The 22,375-nt window shown below is 70.8% G+C and carries 19 protein-coding genes; 7 read left to right on the top strand and 12 right to left on the bottom strand.

The features are described from left to right. Positions 1-62: 62 nt before the first annotated feature. From DK419_RS27150 to DK419_RS27130, 5 genes are all read right to left on the bottom strand, one after another. Entirely contained in the window at positions 63-1,661 is a 1,599-nt protein-coding gene (locus DK419_RS27150; protein ID WP_109961826.1) for an ABC transporter ATP-binding protein, read from the bottom strand. Next, complete coding sequence (locus DK419_RS27145; protein WP_342587205.1) at positions 1,658-2,779, bottom strand: ABC transporter permease; 1,122 nt, start codon at positions 2,777-2,779, stop codon at positions 1,658-1,660. The genes DK419_RS27150 and DK419_RS27145 overlap by 4 nt, the downstream gene beginning before the upstream one ends. Beyond that, positions 2,776-3,699 (bottom strand): ABC transporter permease, encoded by a 924-nt coding sequence (locus DK419_RS27140; RefSeq protein ID WP_109961825.1) that lies wholly within the window; start codon positions 3,697-3,699, stop codon positions 2,776-2,778. The genes DK419_RS27145 and DK419_RS27140 overlap by 4 nt, the downstream gene beginning before the upstream one ends. Positions 3,700-3,769: 70 nt before the next feature. After that, on the bottom strand, positions 3,770-5,353 hold the full coding sequence (locus DK419_RS27135) for a peptide ABC transporter substrate-binding protein (RefSeq protein WP_167450852.1): 1,584 nt from the start codon (positions 5,351-5,353) through the stop codon (positions 3,770-3,772). A gap of 8 nt (positions 5,354-5,361) precedes the next feature. Next, on the bottom strand, positions 5,362-5,796 hold the full coding sequence (locus DK419_RS27130; RefSeq protein WP_109962542.1) for a GlcG/HbpS family heme-binding protein: 435 nt from the start codon (positions 5,794-5,796) through the stop codon (positions 5,362-5,364). A 247-nt stretch (positions 5,797-6,043) separates the two neighbouring features. Here DK419_RS27130 and DK419_RS27125 point away from each other — a divergent pair, with 247 nt between their 5' ends. Together DK419_RS27125 and DK419_RS27120 are read left to right on the top strand one after the other, a co-directional pair. Continuing rightward, complete coding sequence (locus DK419_RS27125) at positions 6,044-6,799, top strand: class I SAM-dependent methyltransferase (protein ID WP_162561441.1); 756 nt, start codon at positions 6,044-6,046, stop codon at positions 6,797-6,799. An 11-nt stretch (positions 6,800-6,810) separates the two neighbouring features. Beyond that, the gene (locus tag DK419_RS27120) at positions 6,811-7,749 is read left to right on the top strand and encodes an alginate O-acetyltransferase AlgX-related protein (RefSeq protein WP_109961823.1); all 939 of its coding nucleotides are present in this window, start codon (positions 6,811-6,813) and stop codon (positions 7,747-7,749) included. Here the strand turns inward: DK419_RS27120 and purU are convergent. The 4 genes from purU to DK419_RS27100 form a co-directional block, all read right to left on the bottom strand. Further along, on the bottom strand, positions 7,739-8,602 hold the full coding sequence (purU, locus tag DK419_RS27115; RefSeq protein WP_109961822.1) for a formyltetrahydrofolate deformylase: 864 nt from the start codon (positions 8,600-8,602) through the stop codon (positions 7,739-7,741). The two genes, DK419_RS27120 and purU, sit on opposite strands and share 11 nt — an antisense overlap. A gap of 57 nt (positions 8,603-8,659) precedes the next feature. After that, positions 8,660-8,887 carry a type II toxin-antitoxin system HicA family toxin gene (locus tag DK419_RS27110; protein WP_245442745.1) on the bottom strand — a complete coding sequence of 76 codons (228 nt, stop codon included), beginning with the start codon at positions 8,885-8,887 and terminating at the stop codon, positions 8,660-8,662. Further along, positions 8,875-9,183 carry a hypothetical protein gene (locus tag DK419_RS27105; RefSeq protein ID WP_109961821.1) on the bottom strand — a complete coding sequence of 103 codons (309 nt, stop codon included), beginning with the start codon at positions 9,181-9,183 and terminating at the stop codon, positions 8,875-8,877. The genes DK419_RS27110 and DK419_RS27105 overlap by 13 nt, the downstream gene beginning before the upstream one ends. 88 nt (positions 9,184-9,271) lie before the next feature. Further along, a complete protein-coding gene (locus DK419_RS27100) occupies positions 9,272-11,140 on the bottom strand; it encodes an ABC-F family ATP-binding cassette domain-containing protein (RefSeq protein ID WP_109961820.1) in 1,869 nt (622 codons plus the stop codon). Between the two features lie 112 nt (positions 11,141-11,252). Here DK419_RS27100 and DK419_RS27095 point away from each other — a divergent pair, with 112 nt between their 5' ends. The 3 genes from DK419_RS27095 (at position 11,253) to DK419_RS27085 (ending at position 15,378) form a co-directional block, all read left to right on the top strand. Further along, positions 11,253-12,596, top strand: a complete 1,344-nt coding sequence (locus DK419_RS27095) for a nucleotide sugar dehydrogenase (RefSeq protein WP_109961819.1) — start codon at positions 11,253-11,255, stop codon at positions 12,594-12,596. A gap of 128 nt (positions 12,597-12,724) precedes the next feature. Next, the gene (locus DK419_RS27090; protein WP_109961818.1) at positions 12,725-13,411 is read left to right on the top strand and encodes a Crp/Fnr family transcriptional regulator; all 687 of its coding nucleotides are present in this window, start codon (positions 12,725-12,727) and stop codon (positions 13,409-13,411) included. A gap of 620 nt (positions 13,412-14,031) precedes the next feature. Then, a complete protein-coding gene (locus tag DK419_RS27085) occupies positions 14,032-15,378 on the top strand; it encodes a S8 family serine peptidase (protein WP_245442744.1) in 1,347 nt (448 codons plus the stop codon). Positions 15,379-15,880: 502 nt separating this feature from the next. Here DK419_RS27085 and DK419_RS27080 read toward each other — a convergent pair. Continuing rightward, positions 15,881-17,494 carry a hypothetical protein gene (locus DK419_RS27080; RefSeq protein ID WP_162561440.1) on the bottom strand — a complete coding sequence of 538 codons (1,614 nt, stop codon included), beginning with the start codon at positions 17,492-17,494 and terminating at the stop codon, positions 15,881-15,883. A 395-nt stretch (positions 17,495-17,889) separates the two neighbouring features. Continuing rightward, positions 17,890-18,111 (bottom strand): hypothetical protein, encoded by a 222-nt coding sequence (locus tag DK419_RS28965; RefSeq protein ID WP_162561439.1) that lies wholly within the window; start codon positions 18,109-18,111, stop codon positions 17,890-17,892. Positions 18,112-19,149: 1,038 nt separating this feature from the next. Between DK419_RS28965 and DK419_RS28960 the strand changes: the two genes are divergently transcribed. Further along, positions 19,150-20,175 carry a Rossmann-fold NAD(P)-binding domain-containing protein gene (locus tag DK419_RS28960; RefSeq protein ID WP_162561438.1) on the top strand — a complete coding sequence of 342 codons (1,026 nt, stop codon included), beginning with the start codon at positions 19,150-19,152 and terminating at the stop codon, positions 20,173-20,175. Positions 20,176-20,209: 34 nt separating this feature from the next. Here DK419_RS28960 and DK419_RS27070 read toward each other — a convergent pair whose 3' ends face one another. After that, positions 20,210-20,842 (bottom strand): TetR/AcrR family transcriptional regulator, encoded by a 633-nt coding sequence (locus tag DK419_RS27070; RefSeq protein ID WP_109961816.1) that lies wholly within the window; start codon positions 20,840-20,842, stop codon positions 20,210-20,212. 220 nt (positions 20,843-21,062) lie between these two features. Between DK419_RS27070 and DK419_RS27065 the strand changes: the two genes are divergently transcribed. Further along, positions 21,063-22,316, top strand: a complete 1,254-nt coding sequence (locus DK419_RS27065; protein WP_109961815.1) for an HlyD family secretion protein — start codon at positions 21,063-21,065, stop codon at positions 22,314-22,316. Positions 22,317-22,375 lie beyond the last annotated feature (59 nt).

Genomic DNA, 22,375 nt, shown 5'->3' with positions numbered 1-22,375 from the left:
TCGGAAGGCGCGAAGTGGCGCACCCGGGCGGGCCCTTCAAGGGCCTGCGGGGAGCCGGGGCCTCACGCCTCTGCGAGACCCGGATCGCGGTCGGCCGCCGCCACCAGCGCCCTCGTATAGGCCTCGCGCGGGCGCTCCAGCACCGCGTCGGTCGGGCCGCGCTCGACCTCGCGGCCGTGGCGCAGCACCAGCACGGTGTCGGACAAGGCCCGCACCACCGCGAGGTCGTGGGAGATGAAGAGGTAGGCGAGGCCGTGCGCCGCCTGCAGGTCGCGCAGGAGCGCGACGATGTCGCGCTGCACCGTGCGGTCGAGGGCGGAGGTCGGCTCGTCGAGGACGACGAGGCGCGGGCGCAGGACCAGCGCCCGGGCGATGGCGATGCGCTGGCGCTGGCCGCCCGAGAAGGCGTGCGGGAAGCGGTGGCGCCAGGCCGGATCAAGGCGCACCTCGGCGAAGGCCTCCGCCGCCCGCGCGTCGCGCGCCGCGGCGTTCAGGTGGGGCGCGTGGACCCGCAAACCCTCGGCGACGATCTCGCCGGCGGTGAGGCGGGGCGAGAGCGAGCCCATCGGGTCCTGGAACACCGGCTGGAAGCCGCGCCGCAGGGGGCGCAGGGCGGCCCGATCCAGGACGGTGAGGTCGCGGTCCTCGAACCGCACCAGGCCGTGGGCCGCGGGCTCGAGGCGGATCAGCGCCCGGCCGAGGCTCGACTTGCCCGAGCCCGATTCGCCGACGATCCCGAGGGTCTGGCCGGCCCGGAGCGTCAGGTCGATGCCGTCGACCGCGAGGCGCGGCGGATCGGCCCGCAGCCAGCGCCGGCGGCCCGGATAGGCGACCGACACGCCGCGCGCCTCCAGCACCGGGGGGGCGCCCTCCGGCACCGGGGCCTTTCGCCCCGCGGGCTCGGCGGCGACCAGGTCGCGGGTCTCGGGCGCCCGCGGATCGCGAAACAGCCGCTCGGTCGGGCCGGCCTCGACGAGGCGGCCGGCGCGCAGCACCGCCGTGCGATCGGCGATGCGCCGCACCAGCCGCAGGTCGTGGGTGATGAAGAGCAGCGCGAGCCCCAGGCGCTGCTTCAGGTCGGCGAGCAGCGCCAGGATCTGGGCCTGCACCGTGACGTCGAGCGCCGTGGTCGGCTCGTCGGCGATCAGGAGGTCGGGCTCGCAGGCGAGCGCCATCGCGATCATCACCCGCTGGCGCTCGCCGCCCGACAATTCGTGGGGATGGGCGGTGAGGCGCGCGGCCGCGTCGCGGATCCCGACGAGATCCATGAGCTCGCGCGCCCGCGCACGGGCCTGGCGCCGGCTCAAGGACCGATGGGCGCGGAGCGGCAGGGCGATCTGGTGGCCGACCGGGAAGAGCGGGTCGAGGGCGGTCATCGGCTCCTGGAACACCAGGCCGATGCGGGCGCCGCGGATCCGGTCGAGGGCGGGGCGCGTCAGCCCCGTCAGCTCGGTGCCGTCGAAGCGCACGGAGCCCGACACCCGCGCCTGGGGCGGCAGCAGGCCCAGCGCGGCGAGGGCGACCTGGCTCTTGCCCGAGCCCGATTCGCCGACGAGGGCCAGAGTCTCGCCCCGGGCGAGGTCGAGGTCGAGGCCGTCGAGGGCCGTGATGCCCGCGTCGGGGTAGCGCACCGTGAGGCCGCTCAGGCGTAACAGGGTCATGCGCCCTCGCGCGGGTCGAGGGCGTCGCGCAGGCGCTCGCCGAGCAGCGTCAGGGCGAGCAGGGTGGCGACCAGGAACGCGGCCGGCACGACCAGCATCCACGGCGCGGTCTCGAGGGAGCGGGCGCCGTCGGCGATCAGCACGCCCCAGCTCGTCGCCGGCTCCTGCACGCCGAGGCCGAGGAAGGACAGGAAGCTCTCGAGCAGGATCACGCGGGGCACCATCAGGGCCGCGAAGGCGACGACGGGGCCGAGCAGGTTCGGCACCACGTGCCGGCGCAGGATCGCCGCGGTGGTGAGGCCGAGCGCCTCCGCCGCCCGGACGTAGTCGCGCCGGCGGATCGCTTGCGCCTCCGCCCTGACGATGCGGGCCATGTCGAGCCACTCGACGGCGCCGACCGCGACGAAGATCAGCGCCACCGAGCGGCCGAAGAACACCACCAGCATGATGACGAAGAACACGAAGGGCAGGGAGTACAGGATGTCGACGAGGCGCATCATCGCCGCGTCGACCCGCCCGCCGAGGGTGCCGGCGAGCGCCCCGTAGGCGACCCCGATGCCGAGCGCCACCGCGGTCGCCATCAGGCCGAGCGCCAGCGACAGGCGCCCGGCGACGAGGGTGCGGGTGAGGAGGTCGCGCCCGAGCGAATCGGTGCCGGCGAGGAAGCGCAAGGACCGTAGCGGCGCCTCGACGGTCAGCCGCCGCCCGTCATCCGAGCGCGCGCGCACGCGGGCCTCCCCGAAGGTGTCGGAGCGGGAAAAGAAGGTCAGCACCCGGGGATCGACGGCCTTGTCGGCGGCGAGCGTCACGCGCACCGCATCGCCCGTGACGCTCACGTCCTCCGCCCGCACCCGCATCCGGAAGGCGAGCCGGCCGAGGGCCGGGCGCACCGCGTCGGGCTTCGGGTAGAGCGCGAGCGAGGGCGGGGTGCCGGGATAGTCGTAGTAGAGCCGGTCGTAGGGGTGGCCGGTGAGGAGCGGGCCGACGAGGCAGGCGAGCGTCACGAGGGCGAGGATCGCCGCGCAGGCCCGGGCGATCCCGTCCCCGACGAGGCGCCGGCGGGCGCGGGCGAGGAGCGAGGCCTCGGCGAAGGCGGGGATGTCCGCGGACCGGATCACCCGAATTCCCTCAAGCGCGGGTCGATGAGGGCGCAGGCGAGATCGGCGATCAGGTTGAGTACCAGGACGAAGACCGCGATCAGCACCACCGTGCCGAGCACCAGCGTGTAGTCGCGGTTGATCGCCCCGTCGACGAAGTAGCGCCCGACGCCGGGCAGGCCGAACACCGTCTCGACCACCACCGAGCCGGTGAGGAGGCCGGCGGCGGCGGGCCCGAGATAGGAGACCACGGGAAGCGCCGCGCCCCGCAGGGCGTGGAGCGCCAGCATCCGGGGCGGCAGGCCCAAGCTCCGCAGGGTGCGCCAGTGCGGCCGGTCGAACACCTCGACGAGGCCGGCCCGGGCCAGCCGCGCGATCACCGCGACCTGCGGCAGCGCCAGGGTGACGACCGGCAGGACGAGGTGTCTCGGAGCGCCGTCGTCCCAGCCGCCGACGGGGAGCCAGCGCAGGGACAGGCCGAAGGCGATCTGGAGCAGCGGCGCCACCACGAAGCCCGGCACGGTGAGCGCGAAGGTGCCGAGCGTGGTCACGGCGTGGTCCAGCCACGCGCCCCGCCGCAGGGCCGCGAGCGCGCCGAGGCCCGTGCCGAGGACGAGCGAGGCCAGGAGGGCGAGGCCGCCGAGCGTCATCGAGACCGGCAGGCCGCGGGCGAACAGCTCCGCCACCGAGAGGTCGCGCACCGAGAAGGACGGCCCGAGGTCGCCGTGCGCGAGCGCCGCGAGGTAGCGGCCATACTGGACGAGGAGCGGCTGGTCGAGGCCGTAGACCCGGCGCAGGTTCTCCATCGCGGCGGCCGGCAGCGGCCGCTCGAGGTCGAACGGGCCGCCGGGCGCGAGCCGCACCAGGAAGAACGACAGGGTGACGACGATGAAGAGCGTCGGGACGCTCTGGGCGAGGCGGCGCAGGATGTAGGGAATCATGCGCCGGACCTCACGCCAAGGAGACTCAAGCGAGGGAGACTCAAGCGAGGGAGACTCAAGCGAGGGACACTCATGCGAGCGAGAGCCAGCGCGTCGGCGAGACGCCGCGCAGGTTCGGCGTAAAGCCGCGCAGGCGCGGCCCGATCAGGTGCTTGTGCCGGTAATGCAGCAGCGGGATCCAGGGCAGGTCGGCGAGGAAGAGCTCTTCCGCCCGGTACAGGATCCGGGCCCGGGCCTCGAGGTCGGTCTCGCGGGCGGCGTCGCGCATCAGGGCGTCGTAGGCCGGGTTGGCGTAATGCCCCGAGTTGAAGCCGTCGTTGCCGCTCTCGACCAGGAACAGGAAGTTCTGCGGGTCGGCGTAGTCGGCGAGCCAGCTCATCCGGGCGATGTCGAACGGGCCGCCGTCGCGCAGGTAGGCGAAGTGGGTCTTGGCGTCGGTGGCGGCGAAGGCGGTCGTCACGTTGAGCGGCCGCCACATGTCGGCGATCGCCACCATGGTGTTCCGGTTGTTGTCGGTGATGTTGTAGCGCAGCTCGACCGCGAGCGGTGCCCCGCCCGGACCGTGGCCGGCCTCGCGCAGGAGCGCGACCGCCGCGTCCTCGCGCTCCAGCGGCGAGAGGTCCCGGCCCGGCATCGCGGGGGGCGGGAGCGCGTTGTCGAGACCGTCGGGCGTCAGGGAATAGGCCGGCAGCATCGTCTCGCCCCACACCGCCTCGGCCAGGAACTCGCGGTCGAGGGCGAGCGACAGGGCGCGGCGCACCCGCGCGTCGTCGAGGGGGCGCTTCCTCACGTTGACCATCAGCGCGAGCACGCCGAGGGCGGGGTTGAGGATCACGCCCGCGCCGAAGCGGGCTTTCAGCGCCTTCACCTGGTCGGCGGGCAGGTCTTCCAGCGAATCGATCTCGCCGGCGGCGAAGCGGCGCACCGCGGCGGCGAGATCCGGCGTCGGGATGTACTCGACCTGGGGGATCGCGACCGTCGCGGCCTCGCGGTAATGCGGGTTGCGGATCGCCGTGATGCGGTCGTTCGGCGAGAAGTCCTTGAGCAGGTAGGCGCCGTTCGACACCAGGTTGCCGGGCCGCGTGAAGGCGTCGCGGTGGCGGGCGAGCGAGGGACGGTGGACCGGCGTGCTCGCCTGGTGGGCCATCAGCTCGACGAAGTAGGGCGTCGGCTGCGCCAGCCGGATCACCACGGTCAGCGGGTCGGGGGCGGAGACGCCGGTCGCCTCGACCGGCTTCTCCCCGCGATTGACCGCCTCGGCGTTCAGGATCGGCGCCAGCACGCTGGCGTACTTCGCCCCCGTCGCCGGATCGAGCATGCGCCGGAAGCCGTGCACGAAGTCGTCGGCGACGACGGGGTCTCCGTTCGACCAGCGCCCGTCGGGGCGCAACGAGAAGGTCCAGGTCAGGCCGTCGGCCGAGGTGGTCCAGCCCGCGGCCGCCCCGGGCACCAGGTTGCCGTCGGGGCCGTAGGCGCTCAGGCCCTCGTAGAGGTCGAGGAGGATCGTCGCCTCGGCCACCGTCGAGGTCTTGTGCGGATCGAGGGTCTCGGGATCGGCGCCGTTGCCGCGCCGGTAGGCGGCGGGCGCGGCGGCGCGGGCGGGAGCCGCCAGGGCGGCGGCGCTCAAGGCCGCCAGGACGTCGCGCCGCCGCATCGTTCGGCTCAGGCGCCGGTCTCGGCCTGGAGCCCGGCGGCGGCGATTCCGGCGAGGGCCGCCTTCTCGTCGTTGTCCGAGGTGTCGCCCGAGATGCCGACGGCGCCGACGAGCGTGCCGTCGCGCTTGATCAGCACGCCGCCCGGGACCGGGATCAGGCCGGCCGGCCCCGCGACGTGGGTCACGGCGGCGACGAAGTAGGCCTGCTCCTCGGCCCGCTTGGCGATGGCGCGCGAGCCGATGCCGAGGGCGAGCGCGCCGTTGGCCTTGCCGGCGGCGATCTCGGAGCGCTTGAGGCTGGTGCCGTCCTCCACGCCCGCCGCCTTGAGGGCGCCGCGGGCGTCGAGCACCACCACCGCCAGGGGCTTGAGCCCGAGCTCGCGGCCGGCCTCGAGGGCGGCGGTCACGATGGTCGAGGCGGCGTCGAGGGTGAGGTCGGACATCGTCTTGGAACTCCGGGTCGTCGCGCGGGCGGTGCCCGCTCGGGGATCGTGACGCGGGCTTACCCTGCCGGGGTGGGCGACGCCAAGCGGCGAGCGCCGAGCAGTTTACGCCGAGCGGCGCGCGGCGGCCGCGTTGCCGCCCCGGCACCGAAATGGTACCCGCCCGGGCAGTATCGACGCCTGGACGGGAGAGGCCCGGACGGACATGCCGGACTGCGATCCCGCCGCCGCGGGCCACTCTGAGGAGTTGCCTGAGACTCTGCATCTCACGCACACGATCGACGTCCCGGGCCACGGCACCCTGCGGGGCGAGATCGACCTGCGCGACGCCTTCCCGGCCTGCCTCGCCGGCGTGCCGCTCCACGGCAAGCGGGTGCTCGACGTCGCCGCCCTCAGCGGCTTCACCAGCTTCGCCCTGGAGGCGCTCGGCGCCGAGGTGGTGTCCTACGACCGCGCCGGAGGCCGGCACTGGGACCTCGTGCCGTTCTGCGACGGCGTGCCCGCCTCGCACCTCGTGCCCCTGCTCGACGCGCACCAGGTCCGGATCGCCCGCGCCTACCGGTTCTGCCACGCGGCGCTGGGCTCGCGCGCCGCGCGGATCGAGGGCGACCTCTACGACATCCCCGCGGGGATCGGCCCGGTCGATGCCGCGGTGATCGGGGCGCTGCCCCATCTCCGCGACCCGTTCCGCGCCCTGCACGGCGCCCTGCGCCTCGTCCAGGAGACCGCCGTGATCACCGGCCTGATGCCGCGCCGCTCCCTGCTCGGGCGTCTCGCCGAGGGCGGGAGCGACGCGCCCCTGGTCTTCCTGCCCCGGCCGGGCCGCGGCAACCCGTTCGAGGCCTGGTGGCGGATCCCGCCGCGGACGGTCGTGCACTGGCTCCACGTCATCGGCTTCAGCGAGACGCGGGTCGCGTATCGCCGAAGCCGGCACGACGGCCGGACGCGCACGCTCTACGCGGTCATCGGCCGCCGGACGCGGGCGAACCGGACGATCCTGTGAGGGATCCCGGGATGTTCCACATCGGGAAGGACGGCTGGCTGTTCCTCACCGGCGGCAGCAACGGCGCGGCGGACCTCTACCGCACCGACCTCGCGGTGTGGCGGATGCTGCGGGGCTGGCGCCGGCTGCTGCTGGCGCGCGCCGCCCGGGCCGAGGGGCTCGGCCTGCGCTACCTCCACCTCGTCTCGCCCGAGAAGCTGAGCGTCTACGACCGGCACTTCTTCGGCCGCGGCCCGGTCCGGGCGGCGCGCTCGCCGGCGCGCCGGCTGGCCCGGCTCCTGCGCCTCTCGGCCGCCGGACGGCGGCTGTGGGTGGACGCCCTCACGCCCCTGCGGGCCGCGCGCGACACGACCGACCTGTACTACCGCACCGACACCCACTGGACCTCGCACGGCACCCTCATCGCCTACCGGGCGCTCTGCGCGGCCGGCGGCGCGGCGCCGCTCGACGACCTCCTGCCGACCCGCCCGGTCGTCACCGCCACGCGGATCATGGACCTCGGCGAGAAGCTGCAATTCCCGGTGCCGGAGACCCGCGACCTGCACGTGATCCCGCTTCGGGCCCGCGTGGCGGAGAGGAGCCCGCTCCACGCCCTGGCCCGGCGCCATCCGGCGCTCGACCTCCATACCGGCGTCGCGGTCGGATACCGCAACGACGATCCCACGGCGGACCCGCGCCGGCTGCTCCTGTTCGGCTCGTCCTACTCGGGCTACGGCGAGAGCGGCCTGACCGCCATGCTCGCCGAGACCTTCCGCGAGGTGCACTTCGTCTGGTCGGCGGAGGTCGACTGGGACCTCGTCGCGCGGCTGCGGCCCGACCTCCTCGTCACCGAATCGGCGGAGCGCTACATGGCGCGCCTGCCGGGCGACCGCTTCGACGTGAAGCGCTACCAGGAGGAGGCGATCGCCCGGCTCCTGGCGGAGGACCCGTCGCTCGCGGCTAGTCCGTGAACACCACCGTCTTGGCGCCGTTGGCGATCACCCGGTCCTCGAGCACGTAGCGGACGGCACGGGCGAGCACCCGGCGCTCGATGTCGCGGCCCTTGCGCACGAGGTCGTCGGGGGTGTCGCGGTGCGAGATGCGCTCGACGTCCTGCTCGATGATCGGCCCCTCGTCGAGGTCGCCGGTGACGAGGTGCGAGGTCGCGCCGATCAGCTTCACGCCGCGCGCATGGGCCTGGTGGTAGGGCCTCGCGCCCTTGAAGCCGGGCAGGAACGAGTGGTGGATGTTGATGCAGCGGCCCGACAGCTTCTGGGAGAGGTCGTCCGACAGGATCTGCATGTAGCGGGCGAGCACGACCAGTTCGGCGCCGGTCTCCTCGACGAGCCGCCACAGGGCGGCCTCCTGCCGGGGCTTGGTGTCCGGCGTGATCGGCAGGTGGTGGAACGGGACTCCCGCGAGATCGGCCGCGCCGTAGATCTCGCGCGGGTAGTTCGAGACCACGGCGCAGATGTCCATCGGCAATTCGCCGATGCGCCAGCGATAGAGGAGGTCGTTGAGGCAGTGGTCGAAGCGCGAGACGAGCAGCATCACGCGGCGCCGCTCGGCCCGGTCGCGCAAGGTCCAGTCCATGCCGAAGCGCGCCGCGACCGCCTCGAAGCCCTGCGCCAGGGCGTCCCGCCCCGGCTCGCCCCGGACCGGGTTGAACACGATCCGCATGAAGAAGCGGCCGGTCTCGACGTCGTCGAATTGCTGCGCGTCGAGGATGTTGCAGCCGGCCTCGAACAGGTAGGCCGACACGCCGGCCACGATCCCCGGGACGTTGGTGCAGGAGAGGGAGAGGACGTAGGAGGGGGTGGTCATGGATGAAGTCGTCACGCGAGGGATGTTGGAGGTTTCTCGGGGCGGCGGGGCGCTGCCTTATTTCCGAAACAGCTTCTTCGGCAGGCCGGACTGACGGATGATCGAACTCAAGGTATCAGGATTGACGTCATCGGACGGCTTCCCCGCCACGGTCGTCATGCGGACCTCGCCGTTCACGACGCCTCTGTACTGCGCATGGCTGGTGCCGTTCTGGCGCACGAGGACGAAGCCGTGAGCGTGCAGGATGTCGCGTACGTCCTGGAACGTGCATTTCAGGCGTGGCACGGCAGCTCGTAGCTCGCCCGGTAGTCGTCCCGGCTGCGGCGCGTGAGGGTGTGCCACATGAAGCCGAGAAGCAGGCGCGTGCGGACGTGCCAGGGCGCGCGCCGCCGCAGCAGGCGCTCGCGGACCGCCGGCTCCTCCGCTTCGAGCGAATGCAGGTACGCGTCGATGGAGGTCCGCATCAGGGCCAGCACCTCGTCCTGCGTCTCTGCCTGCACGGCGATGTCGAGATCGACGCAGACGGCCTCCCACAGGCCGGGACGCCCCTTGGCAAAGCAGAGCAGACGCAGATCCGTCACGGCCCGATCCTCCGGTGCGAGAGCACTGTGTGTAGGGCGGCAGGCGGAAGGCGGGCAAGCGCCGGGAGGACGCCGCGATGATCGTCACTCACGCCTCCCCCTCCAGTTCCTCGCTCACCTCCAGCCATTCCTCCTCGGCGCTCCCCAGGGCCGACGCGGCCTCCGCCCGCATGCGGGCGAGCTCGCCGGCCTTGGCGGCGTCGGTGCGGAAGGCGGTGCCGTCGGCGAGCGCCGCGTCGATCTTGGCGATGGCGGCCGAGAGCTTGGCCATCCGCGCCTCCACGGCCTCGAGCTTGCGGCGCATCGGCGCGAGCGCCGCCCGGCGCTCGGCGTTGGAGCGGCGCTCGACCGCCTTCGCGCCGCCGGTCGGTTCCTGGGACTTCTGCGCCTCGCTCTCCGGGCCGGCGAGCACCAGGCGGCGGTAATCGTCCATGTCGCCGTCGAAGGGCTTCACGGTGCCGTTGCGCACGAGCCAGAGCCGGTCGGCGCAGGCCTCGACCAGGAAGCGGTCGTGGCTCACCAGGATCACCGCGCCCTCGTAGTCGTTGATCGCCTCGACGAGGGCCTGGCGGCTCTCGATGTCGAGGTGGTTGGTCGGCTCGTCGAGGATCAGGAGGTGGGGACCGTGGAAGGCGGCGAGCCCCATCAGGAGCCGCGCCTTCTCGCCGCCGGAGAGCTGCGAGACCGGGGTGTCGGCCTTGTGGCCGGGGAAGCCGAGGCGGGCCGCCGCCGCGCGGGCACGCGCCTCCGGCACGTCCGGCATCAGGTCGCGGACATGGGCGTAGGCGCTCTCGGCCGGGCGCAATTCGTCGAGCTGGTGCTGGGCGAAGTAGGCGACGTTCATCTTGGCCCAGCGCCGCACCTCGCCCGACAGGGGATCGAGCCGGCCGCCGATGAGCTTGCAGAAGGTCGACTTGCCGTTGCCGTTGGCGCCGAGCAAGGCGACCCGGTCGTCGGGGGCGAGCGTGAGGTTGAGGCCGGTCAGCACCGTGCGGTCGGGATAGCCGGCCTGGACCCGCTCCATCGCGACGAGGGGCGGCGACAGGGCGCGCTCCGGGCTCGGCAGGTGGATCACCGGCACGTCGTCCTCGATGAGCGCGGCGATCGGCTCCATCTTGGCGAGCCGCTTCATCCGCGACTGGGCCTGGCGCGCCTTGGTGGCCTTGGCCTTGAAGCGGTCGACGAAGCTCTGGAGGTGGGCGCGCTCGGCCTCCTGCTTCACCCGGGCCTTGGCCTGGAGCGTGCGCTTCTCGGCGAGCTGGCGGGCGAACGAGGTGTAGCCGCCGCGATAGAGCGTGAGCTTGCCGCGGTCGAGATGGAGGATGTGGTCGACGGACGTATCGAGGAGGTCCCGGTCGTGGCTGATGATCACCGCGGTGCGCGGATAGCGCTCGAGGTAGTCGTAGAGCCAGAGCGTGCCCTCGATGTCGAGGTAGTTGGTCGGCTCGTCGAGGAGCAGCAGGTCCGGCTCGGAGAACAAGACCGCGGCGAGCGCCACCCGCATCCGCCAGCCGCCGGAGAAGTCGGAGCAGGGCCGCGCCTGCGCGTCGGCGTCGAAGCCGAGGCCGTGCAGGATCGCGGCGGCTCGCGCCGGGGCCGAATGGGCGTCGATGTCGACGAGCCGCGTCTCGATCTCGGCCCGGCGCAGGCCGTCGGCGGTCTCGGCCTCCTGCATCAGCCGCGTGCGCTCGGTGTCGGCGGCGAGCACCACCGCGTGCAGGGTCTCGGGGCCGGCCGGGGCCTCCTGCGCCACGCCGCCGATCCGGGTGCCCTTCGGCAGGCCGATCGTGCCGCCCTCCGTGGGAATGTCGCCCTGGATGATCCGGAACAGGGTGGTCTTGCCGGCGCCGTTGCGCCCGACGATCCCGACCCGCGCCCGCTCGGGCAGGGCGAAGCCGGCTTGGTCGAGGATCAGGCGGTCGCCGATCCGGTAGGTGAGGTCGTTGACGCGGAGCATGGCGGCGTTGTGGGGGCGGCGCGCATCGGAGGCAAGGGGCGGGCACCCGTGTTGACAGCGCGGGGCACCGCACCGTGTAAGCGGAGCCATGATGCCTGAGCCCGGACCCGCCATGACGTCCCCTTCCGAGACCTTGAGCGCGCTCCTCGCCGAGCGCCGGGCCCTGATCGGCATCGTCGGCCTCGGCTATGTCGGGCTGCCGCTGGCTTTGGCCGCGCTCCGGGCCGGTTTCCCGGTGCTCGGCTTCGACGTCGATCCCGGTCGCGTCGCGGCGCTCAACCGGGGCGAGGGGGCGTTCCACCACATCCCGGGCGAGGCGCTCGGTCCGGCGCTCGCCGCCGGCACCTTCCAGGCCACCGGCGACATGGCGCGGCTTCGCGAGCCCGACGCGGTGCTGATCTGCGTGCCGACGCCGCTCACCCGCCACCGCGAGCCCGACCTGTCCTACGTCGAGGCCACGGCCCGCGCCATCGCGGCCGCTTTGCGGCCGGGCCAGCTCGTGGTGCTCGAATCGACCACCTATCCGGGCACCACCGACGAGGTGATGCGGCCGATCCTGGAGCAAGGGGGCCTGCGCTCGGGCCACGACTTCTTCCTCGCCTACTCGCCGGAGCGCGAGGATCCGGGCAACGGCGAGTTCGACACCGCCCGCATCCCCAAGGTGGTGGGGGCGGACGACGCCGCCGCGCGGGCGCTGGCGGAGGCGCTCTACGGCGCGCTCGTGGTGCGCACCGTCCCGGTCTCCTCGGCGGCGGCGGCGGAGGCCGTGAAGCTCACCGAGAACATCTTCCGGTCGGTCAACATCGCCCTCGTGAACGAGCTGAAGCTCGTCTACGACGCCATGGGGATCGACGTCTGGGAGGTGATCCAGGCCGCGGCCACGAAGCCCTTCGGCTTCATGCCGTTCCAGCCCGGGCCGGGCCTCGGCGGCCACTGCATCCCGATCGATCCGTTCTACCTCGCCTGGAAGGCGCGGGAATTCGACGTGCCGGCCCGCTTCGTGGAACTCGCCGGCGAGGTCAACACCCGGATGCCCTACCACGTGGTCGAGCGCCTGGCGGCGGCCGTCGACCGCACCGGCCGCGCCTTCTCGGGCGCCCGGGTGCTGGTCATGGGGCTGGCCTACAAGCGCAACGTCGAGGACACCCGCGAGAGCCCGGCGCTGAAGCTGATCCGGCTGATCGAGGGGCGGGGGGCGGTCGCGCTCTACCACGACCCCCTGGTGCCGGTGCTGCCGGCGACCCGCGAGCACCCGGAGCTCGCCGGGCGGCGCTCGGAGGCCTTGACGGAGGAGACCCTGGGCGCCGTCGACGCGGTGCTGATCGCCACCGACCACGACGGCGTCGACTACGCCCTGGTGGCGCGGCACGCCCGGCTCGTCGTCGACACCCGCAACGTCATGGCCCGGCACGGACTGGCGGAGGGACTGACGGGTGCGACGATCGTGAAGGCGTAGAACCGGAAAAACCGCGGGTTGTCCGGCACATGCCCCGGGTGGAACCCCGCCCGCGCCCTGGCGAGCGGGGCGGCGTCAGGCTAGATAAGCGGGGCAACGCGGCGTTGCGCGGGGGTCGAGGGCAGCAGATGGGTCGGCTCGCAGGGTTTCCCTTCTTCAAGGATGCGGGCGTCGACCTGACCTCCTACGAGTCGCGCTGCATCTGGCGCCGGTTCGACGCCAACGAGATCCTGGTCGATTTCGACGACGCCTCGACCGACGTCTACCTGCTCGCCGCCGGCGAGGTGCGGATCCTCAACCGGACGCAATCCGGCAAGGAGGTGATCCTGGGCGAGATGCGGGCCGGCGAGTTCTTCGGCGAGCTCGCCGCCATCGACGGGGTCAGCCGCTCGGCCAACGTCACGGCGCTCACCCGCGGCGAGCTCTGCGTCGTGCCCGCCGCGGTCTTTCGCGAGATCGTGTTCGCCGCCCCCCCGATCGCCGACCGGCTGCTGCGGCTGCTCGCCAAGCGCGTGCGGATGCTCAACGCCCGGCTGATGGAGCACGCGGTCCTCGACCTGCGCCACCGGCTCTACGCCGAATTGCTGCGCCTCTCCGCGCCCCGGCCCGGCACCGACGGCGAGCGCGCCGTGAGCCCGCCGCCCTACCACCACGTGCTCGCCGCCCGCATCGGCTGCCGCCGCGAGCAGGTGACGCGGGAATTCACCGTGATGGCCCAGGAAGGCCTCGTGGACCGCACCCGCGGCGCGCTCATCCTGCGCCGGCCGGACATTCTCGAGGCGCGGGTGGCGGAGGCGCTGCGGGAGGACGCGTAGCCCTGCGGTGCCTCCTCCGGCTGTCGACGGCTGCCAGCCCGGCGTGATCCTGCGGGCGCCAGCCGTCCGGTCCTCATCACCGAAGGTTCCGGCGGCTCCTCGGCACCGTCCGGACGCAGTCGCGTGCGACCCGCCCGACCGCTCCGAGCAAGTCACGGCGCACAAGTCACGGTGCGCAAGCATCTCCAATTCGGATCACGGCTCACCCGGTCTTTAATTACTATCAATATATATATTTTACGCGGAATATATCGACCCCGCACAAGATAGTCATTCCGCACGATGGACGCCTCCATGCGAATATAAATTGCCTTTCTGGAATTCTGATCGCCTCGAATTTCCACAAGCAATAATCATACTTATCCGGACATCGGAAAAATCGCGCCGGATCGGCCGCACAGGCTAGAACTCGACCGCCTCGTCCCTAAGTAAGCGTGGCCTGATGCGGACCCGGCCGGTATGCCGGGCAAGTCCGCACTGGCAACGGGTGCGTCTGAATGCCCGGTCAAGCCAATCGACGCAAGGGAATGGCACGAATGACAAGCTCAGGTGGGGGACGTCGTCGGGTTTCAGCTCAGGTTGAACCGGAGGAGCAGCAGACGGCCCAGAATTCGCGCTTCGTGCGCAGCCTGGACCTGTCCGCGGGTACGACGGGGGCACGGGTCGTCCGTCTCAACCCCGAGGGAGCCAAGAAGGGCCGGGGCGCCATCGAGGCCGCGGGCATGCGCATCGCCTCGTCGAGCGAGCTGCAGCGGGGCGGGGCGTCGCCCGATCCGGACGCCGATGCAATCTACTTCGAGCGCTTCGGCATCGCCGTCGTGGGCGGCGACCCGGAGCGCCTCCGGAGTTTCGTTGCAGCCGGCAGCGAGGAGCGCTCCATCCTCGGCCAGCGGCCGGAGCGCATCTTCCGCGCGCTGGGCATGGAGATGGATTCTGGCGCCCGGATCTCGTCCCTGGACCGTACCGACCTGCCGGTCGCCGGCTCGAGAGACTATCTCGCGGGTTATCTGCAAGGGGTGTCCGGCCTGGTAGGCCATCTGCTCGGCGGCGTCGCGCCAGCAACCGGCGGGCTCGTTCCGGGACCGGTGCCTCCGGCCGCGACGGCCCTGCCCGACGAATCCGCCTATACGTGGGGTCTCCAGGCCACGCGGACACCGGCCTCGAAATTCACCGGCAGGGCGATCAAGGTCGCCATCCTCGATACGGGCCTGGATACCGGCCACAAGGACTTCGTCGGCCGTGTCGCCGGCGAGGCTTCGTTCACGGGCGAGCTGGTGCTCGACATCGCGGGCCACGGGACTCACTGCGCCGGTACGGCTTGCGGCCCGGCCGGCCCCTCCGGGTCTCCTCGCTACGGCATCGCTTGCGACGCCGATCTGTACATCGGCAAGGTTCTCTCCAACACGGGACTCGGGTCCGACCGGACGGTCATCGCCGGGCTCGCCTGGGCTCTCGACAACGGCTGCGACGTCATCTCGATGTCGCTCGGGGCGGCGACCGAGGGGGACGATCCGTTCCTCGAAGAGTACGAGCTCATCGGAGTCGATGCTCTGAGGAACAAGAGCCTGATCATCGCGGCGTCGGGCAACGAGAGCCGTCGGCCCGGCCTCGTCGCCCCCGTGGGCTCGCCGGCGAACTGTCCTTCGATCATGGCCGTCGCCGCCGTCGACCCGCAGATGCGGGTGGCGCCCTTCTCCTGCGCCGGTCGGAGCGCACGTCCGGGCGGGAACATCGACATCAGCGGACCGGGCGTCGACATCTATTCGAGCTTCTGCCGCCCACGCGAATACGCGCGCCTGCAAGGAACGAGCATGGCGACGCCTCATGTCGCTGGCATCGCCGCGCTCTACGCCGAAATCGACGCCTCGTACCGAGGCCTGGCGCTTTGGGGCGCCCTCATGAGGGGAAGGCGGACGATCCCGGGCGACATGTCCGACATCGGCATCGGCCTGGTGCAGGCTCCTTGAGGGGCAACTGATACCGCAGCGCCTTCGACCGGAGTCGTTCGAAGGCGCGCGGCGAGCCCGAACGCGCGCCGATATGGTTCCGGTTCCGAACGATGACCTCCGGAACCGGGATCGCGAGCCCGCGCGGTGAAGCCGACGGCTCCGCACGCCTGAGCGACGCCGAAATCCGCCCTGCGAAGCAAAAGACCGGATTTCGTGCGAGAGCCGGACAGAACACCGACCCGGAGACGGCGGAAGCGACGGTTCGCCGCGAGAGAGCCGCCCCGGGGAGGTTTCGGCGCCAGGCGGCTGGGTGGGAGCACGGCAATTCCGCGGCGCCGTCAGCGCGACGGCACGCGCCGGCGGCCGGATGTCTCCTCTCCCGACCGTCCGCAAGGGCGGCCGTTCGCATGACGTCGCGCGGCGCCGCCCCATCCGGATCCGCGCACGACTTGGCCCGCACAACTTGGCCCGGCGGAGTCGTCCGGCCGCGGTGCCGAGGCGGTCGAACCCGCCGCTGCCGTCACGACCGATCGAGGAAGCGGGCACGCGGCCGGTACGGCCGGTCGTCGGCGACCATCCACTTCGCCAATTGATGGGACGGATAGAACGAGTCGGATCCTTGCACCCAGGTGTAGAGGAATCCTGGCACGTGAATCATGATCGGAGGCGCCTGGTTTCCCGTGCTCATGGCATCGACGACGCAATGCGCGTAGATCAGGCGCTTCGTAGGATCCGGTTTCTCGAGGTTGTCGACGATACCGAATTCGGTGACCCAAATCAGCTTGGGCAGCGATTGGGTCAATATGCGGTATTTGAGATTCGGATGGGCGATGTTTCTCGCAAGCCTGGCTTGATACTTCCAGCCCGAGGTCAGGTAGGTTCTGGCGAGGACGCGCCCGGCGGCGAGTGCCGCGAAGAACGGCTCCCCGTTCTCGGGCGCCGTTCCGAGGAGAGGCGCGCTGGCGTCACACACCTCGTGCCAGCCCTTCGCGAGATCCTCCAGGGCTTGGAAGGCCTTCAACTCGGCGGCCTCGGCCCTCACGACCACGCTCTCGGGAAGCGGCACGATGATGAACGGGACGTTCCGCAGATCGTAACCGTTGGTTCCGCCCTCGCGCGGCAGGACCGTGAAGGGTCCCCGCTGGTCATCGTGGACGATGAACTTGTCGACGAAGATGGCAGTCGTCGCGTGCTTCATCCCTCCCTTCGACGGCGCCTTCCCATGCGTCATGCCGACGACGACGACCGCATGCGCATCGCCGGAATTCGGGGTCTTGATGACGGCGATGACCGGTATGCCCGAGCCGACATACCGGTGCAGGGCGCAGATGAGATCGTCGCTCCCGACCTTCTTGCCGTCAGGAGAAGTCGTCGACATGAAGTACGGCTGGCGTCCCATCCGGCGCAGGACGCGCTGAAGGCCGACGACGTTCAGACCCTCCGATCCTGCCGGGATCGACTGCACCGCCACGGCGTCGGGATCATGGTCCACGGCCTCGCGGATTCGTGCCATGGAGAACCAGGGTTCCGCATGGCGCGTGTGGAAATGGCGGGCGCAGACCCATGCGGCGGCCTGCGAGCAAGAGCTCATGTGCCGATCCTGCTGGGTGAACGGCACCGTCCTGACCGGCAGCGATGCTCCGAGCAGATGGGCCGTGTAGGTCGTTCTGACCTGGACGGTGGACTCGGGCAGGGCAGGGCCCACGAGGGTGTCGCTCAACACCGCGCGAGCGATCGGCGCGTCGCGAATCGGGCGCAGCACGACGAAGCCGAGATACCGTCCCCGAGCCGCAGATTCCTCGAGACCGCTCGCGATGTGATCGTAGTTACCCTCCAGGGGCACGGTGAGATTGTCAGCAAAGAAATGCAGTCGTCGCGTTTCACGCTGATATTGCCGGAACAATCTGCCATAAAAAGCACGATATTCGTCGCTAAAATCGCGATCTATATAGAACTCCTCGATCACGACCGTCGTGACGGGCAACCCGCTCACGAGCGAGATGATCGTGTCCACGGCACGATCACCGTCAGATCCCGCGATCGCTTCATCGCCGGACAATATGATCTCGTTGCGCAGCCACTTCCAGTCGGCATCGCTCTGCAATACGGCGTAGCGCGGCTTCGTAGAGAACAAGATATACTCCGATTCTTCCCTAGAGAAATCCGAGTCGGTTCGCGCGCCTGACGCATCGCCCGACTGTCTTGGAGTATCAATCGATCGTCATGCACCACGTCATGAGAACCAGGCGCTTCATCTGCGACGCCTGGTTCTCGCGCCCGAAGCCTCATCCCGAGATGCGGTTGCGGCAGCCTCGAAGGGGGTATTCAGGATATCGCCGAGATGGCTGGAGGCTTCCTGCGAGACCCGATCGCCTCGCGCGTCAGCGCGGGACCGCAGGTGGGAGAGCGGTCCCTCTGGACGGCATGCCAGTATCGCGCCCCGGCAGCGTGATTGCGCGGCGCTTCAAATTGTCAAGTTTACCGCACTTTCTACGGCGAAGTGGTGCCCGCTCCGTCGTAGAAAGTGCTTTATCGACCGTACAGCTTGATGGCCAGGCGTTCGGCGTTGCGGCTGCTGCGCTCGACGCTCTCGATCGCCTTGGCCGTCTCCCTGTTGAGCTGCCAAGTCACAGGCTTCCCTGTACTGGGCATGATCACCTTGATGATCGGCTCGTTCGGCTGAACCGTAGCGCCGAGCTGCTTGACAAGAGGAGGCATCGTCGTACCTTGTTCGTCATTCGATGGGTGCATGCGTCATGCTACTGCGGCGATGGGTATTCGTCGCCGGCAAAAAAGGTGAAGCCTGTCCACCTAGAGCGCACGGAAGCTGCTTGAAGGCCGTACCGACGCAACTCCGTCGACGTCCTTCAGCGCGTCTCGCCCGGATGCGTCGACTTCGCCATGCACGATACCGAAGCGTTGCGTGCAGGAGACGTTCGACAGGCCGGCATGCCGCAGATCCTCTACGACTCTCTGAAGATCAGCCTTCCGATCTTCCTCGACCCGAACTGTGACTTCTATCTTCATCTTCGAACCCCTGAAGAGCGATCAAACCCCCTGGGACCGATTTCCCGACGCACCGCACCCAGCGCTCGATAGATAAACGTGCGCCGCCAGAAAATCGATGCCCGCGGATCAAAAAATTGCTTCATCGCCCCTCGTCGCGTGACAGGATCGACACGAAATGACCGAGCATCCGACGTCGGGATTAAGAACTCATTCGGCGCTGCCTCGTGTCTTCCGCGCCTCGACCCGTTTCGAACGAGAGATCGAGGCGCACGTTCGCGATGAGCGTGGTCGCACCACACTTTTCGAAAACGGGTACTTTCGTCAAGCCGTCCGCGCTGCTTAGCAGCAGATAAACCGCCGCTGTGGCCGCAAGAAGGCGATCGCGCGAGGACACCCGGGAAGGGCCGGGGGGTATGCACGCGGCCGAACCTGATCGAGATCGGATGATCGCCCTGCATGCTGCGACCAATGCGCCGCGAACGGCTCCCATCGCGATCCTCGGAACGCAAAAGTCTTTTTCACCTTTTGAACCTCAGGCCAGCCGGCCGATCTTGCATCATCCTCCACCCTTTCCAGCGATTTGATGACATCGTTTTCTCCAATCAATACCACCGCATCGGGTTGATAAATTTTCGATCCGTCGGTAAAATTCACGGATAATTTCATTATTTTCAAACTCATCCATGTCAGAAGGCGGCACTGCGCACCGTCCGATCGATCGGCCGCGGTACCGGTGCGTCGCTCGCACGCCGACACGCTCGGCCCCGGACGGCCACCGCCATGGTCAGGCCCATCCTCGACAGCCGGAAGCAGGACATGCGTTTGCTGGTGCTGGGCGGCACGCAGTTCCTCGGGCGGGCGATCACGACGCACGCGGTCGGGCTCGGCAACGCCGTGACCTGCGCCGCCCGCGGCGTGTCCAGATCGCCGCCGCCCGGCACCCGCTTCGTCACCGTGGACCGCGACCGGCCGGACGGGCTCGCGGCGCTCAAGGGAGACACCTTCGACGCGGCCGTGGACGTGTCGCGGGCGCCCAGCCAGGTCCGGCGGGCGCTGGCGGCGCTCGACGGCCGGATCGGGCACTGGACCTTCGTGTCGACGACGAGCGTCTACGCCGACACGCGGACGCCGGGGCAGCGGGCGGATACGGCGCCGCTCCTCGCGCCGGCGGACGGCGGCCCCTACGGCGCCGCCAAGGCCGCCTGCGAGCGTGCCTTCGGCGGATCGGCCCTGATCGCCAGAGCAGGGCTGATCGTCGGCCCGGGCGATCCGACCGGGCGGTTCATCTGGCGGGCCCGCGCCTTCAGGGCCTCGCTCGCGAGCGCGGTATCGGCTTGGCCTTCCGCGCCGATCGCCGGATCGACTACGATCATCGCGACCGGGCGCAGCTGCGCCGCCTCGTCCGCGACCGTTTCGACGGGCTGGGCTGGAAGGTGCCCGACATGCTCGCCCACGTGGATGGCGACGACGACTTCTGCTTCGATCAGGCGAACCAGATCAGGATCCCGGCGTGGTCGAAAGGGCGCGTCGCGCTGGTGGGCGATGCGGGATACTGCGTGTCGCCGGTCGCCGGCATGGGCGGCTCGATGGCGCTCATCGGCGCGGCGCGGCTGGCGGCGGCCCTGCGCCGTCATCCGGACGACCACGAGGCGGCGTTTCCGCGACTACGAGGACGGGCTTCGGCCGTTCGTCGACGAGGTCCAGAACCGGGCGGCCACCGACGGCATGTCGATGCTGTTTCCCGCCGACGAGGCCGAGCTCGCCGAGCGGGACCGCCGGCTGACCGAGGGCGACATCGGCCTGTGAACCGGCGGGCGGACGCGGCGCGCCGGGACCGCCCCTACCGCCCCTCCGGCCCGTACCCCGCCAGGAACACCCTCACGGCCTCCGCCACCCAGTAGGTCGTCTCGGCCTCGGTCGGCGGGTCGCCGACGGCGAAGAGCAGGCGGCGCATCGTCGTGGCGGCGCAGAGGTCGAAGAAGTGGCGGGCGGCGAGGTCGGTATCCATCGCGCGCAGGCGGCCGGCGGCGACCTGGGCGTCGAGATAGGCGCGCAGGCGGGCCCGGCCGAGCAGCGGCCCCGCCTCGTAGAAGGCCCGGCCGAAGCGCGGGAATTTTTCCGCCGCGCCGATCACCATCCTGACCGAGGCGATGTGGTCGGGCCGCACCATCGCCTCCATCAGGCTGGTGCCGAGGCGGCGCAGGACGGCGGCGACGTCGGGATCGTCGTGGTCGAGGCGGCAGATGCTCTCGGCGAGCGAGCGCTTCTCCTCGACCGTCAGCGCCTCGAACAACGCCTCCTTGCTCTCGAAGTAGACGTAGAGCGTGCCCTTCGAGACGCCCGCCGCCTTCGCGATCGCCCCCATGCTGGCGCCGTCGAATCCGCTGGCGAGGAAGACCTCGCGGGCGCCGTCCAGGATCTGGCGGCGCTTGTCGGTGTCGGCGGGCGGAGGGCTCAAGGAGGCGTCGCTCATCGTCGGGGCCAGCTCATCGTCGGGGCCATGTCGTCGGGGCCATGAGGGCGGAAGGCCAATGTGGGAGGTGCGGCAGCGGCGATCAATCGGGCTTGTGCACCGCACACAGGATCGATTGACCGAACGGTTCGGTCAACGTAGTATCGCGGTCGTTCGAGAGCCGTCAACCGATTCGGCGGATGGTGCCGGGGGCGCTCCCCGAGGACGGGTGGACTGAACGATGGCGTTCCGAGACGATTACGCGCAGGGCCGGCCCGCCGGCGAGGCGGCTGCCGAGGCCGCGCCCGCGATCCAGAAGGCCGCTTCCCAGGCCGTCGCACCGGCCCCTGCGGCTGCGCCCGCCAAGCGCAAGCGCCCCTTGCGCCGCCTGGTCCTGCTCGCGCTCCTCGCCGGCGGCGGGGCCTACGGCGCCTATGCGGGCCACGAATGGTGGACGACCGGCCGCTTCTTCGTCACGACCGACGACGCCTACGTCCAGGCCGACATCTCGACGCTCGCCGCCAAGGTCTCGGGCTACCTCGAGGCGGTGCCGGTGGTGAACGGCCAGGCGGTCAAGGCCGGCGACGTCATCGCGCGGATCGAGGACGGCGACTACCGGCTGGCCCTCAAGGCCGCCGAGGACAAGCTGGCGACGCAACGGAGCACCATCGCGCGCATCGCCCGCCAGGCCGAGGCCGCCCGCGCTCAGGTGCTCCAGGGCCAGGCCCAGATCGACGCCGCCAAGGCCGACCAGGTCCGGGCCGCCGCCGATTACCAGCGCCAGCAGCAGCTGGCCCAGTCCGAGTTCGCCGCCAAGTCGCGCCTGGAGCAGTCGCGCGCCGACCGCGACCGGTCGGACGCCACCGTGAAGGGAGCCGAGGCCAACCTGATCGCGCTCCAGGCCAACGTCGCGGTGCTGGAGGCGCAGACCAAGGAGGCCGAGAACCTCGCCGCCGAATTGCGCACCGCCGTCGACCGGGCCAGGCGCGACCTGACCTTCACGATCCTGCGCGCGCCCTTCGACGGGGTGATCGGCAACAAGGCGACGGAGGCCGGGGCCTACGTCGCGCCGGGCTCGCGCATCGCCGCCCTGGTGCCGCTCCAGAGCGCCCGGGTCGACGCCAACTTCAAGGAGACCCAGCTCGGCCGGGTCCGGGTCGGCCAGCCGGTCCATATCCGGGTCGATGCCTGGCCCGACCGCGACATCCTCGGCACCGTCGAGAGCCTGTCGCCGGCCTCCGGCTCGGTGTTCAGCCTGCTGCCGCCCGACAACGCGACCGGCAACTTCACCAAGATCGTCCAGCGCCTGCCGGTGCGGGTGCGGGTGCCGGAGGCGGTCGCCCGCGAGGGCCTCTTGCGGCCGGGCCTCTCGGTGGTGGTGCGGGTCGACACGCGCGGCCTCGACGAGACGAAGCCCCCGGCCCCGATCGAGCCGCACCAGGCGGTGTCGGAGGGGACGGCCGCGGGCCCGTCGGTGCGCACGGCGGGGCGCTGACCCGGAAGAGACATCGTCGAGCGCGGGATCCCCTCTCCCGTGTGGGAGAGGGGTAGGGG

Origin of the sequence: Methylobacterium terrae (assembly GCF_003173755.1) — a bacterium.
Lineage (GTDB): Bacteria > Pseudomonadota > Alphaproteobacteria > Rhizobiales > Beijerinckiaceae > Methylobacterium > Methylobacterium terrae.
This window is presented reverse-complemented; position numbering and strand designations above follow the sequence as displayed.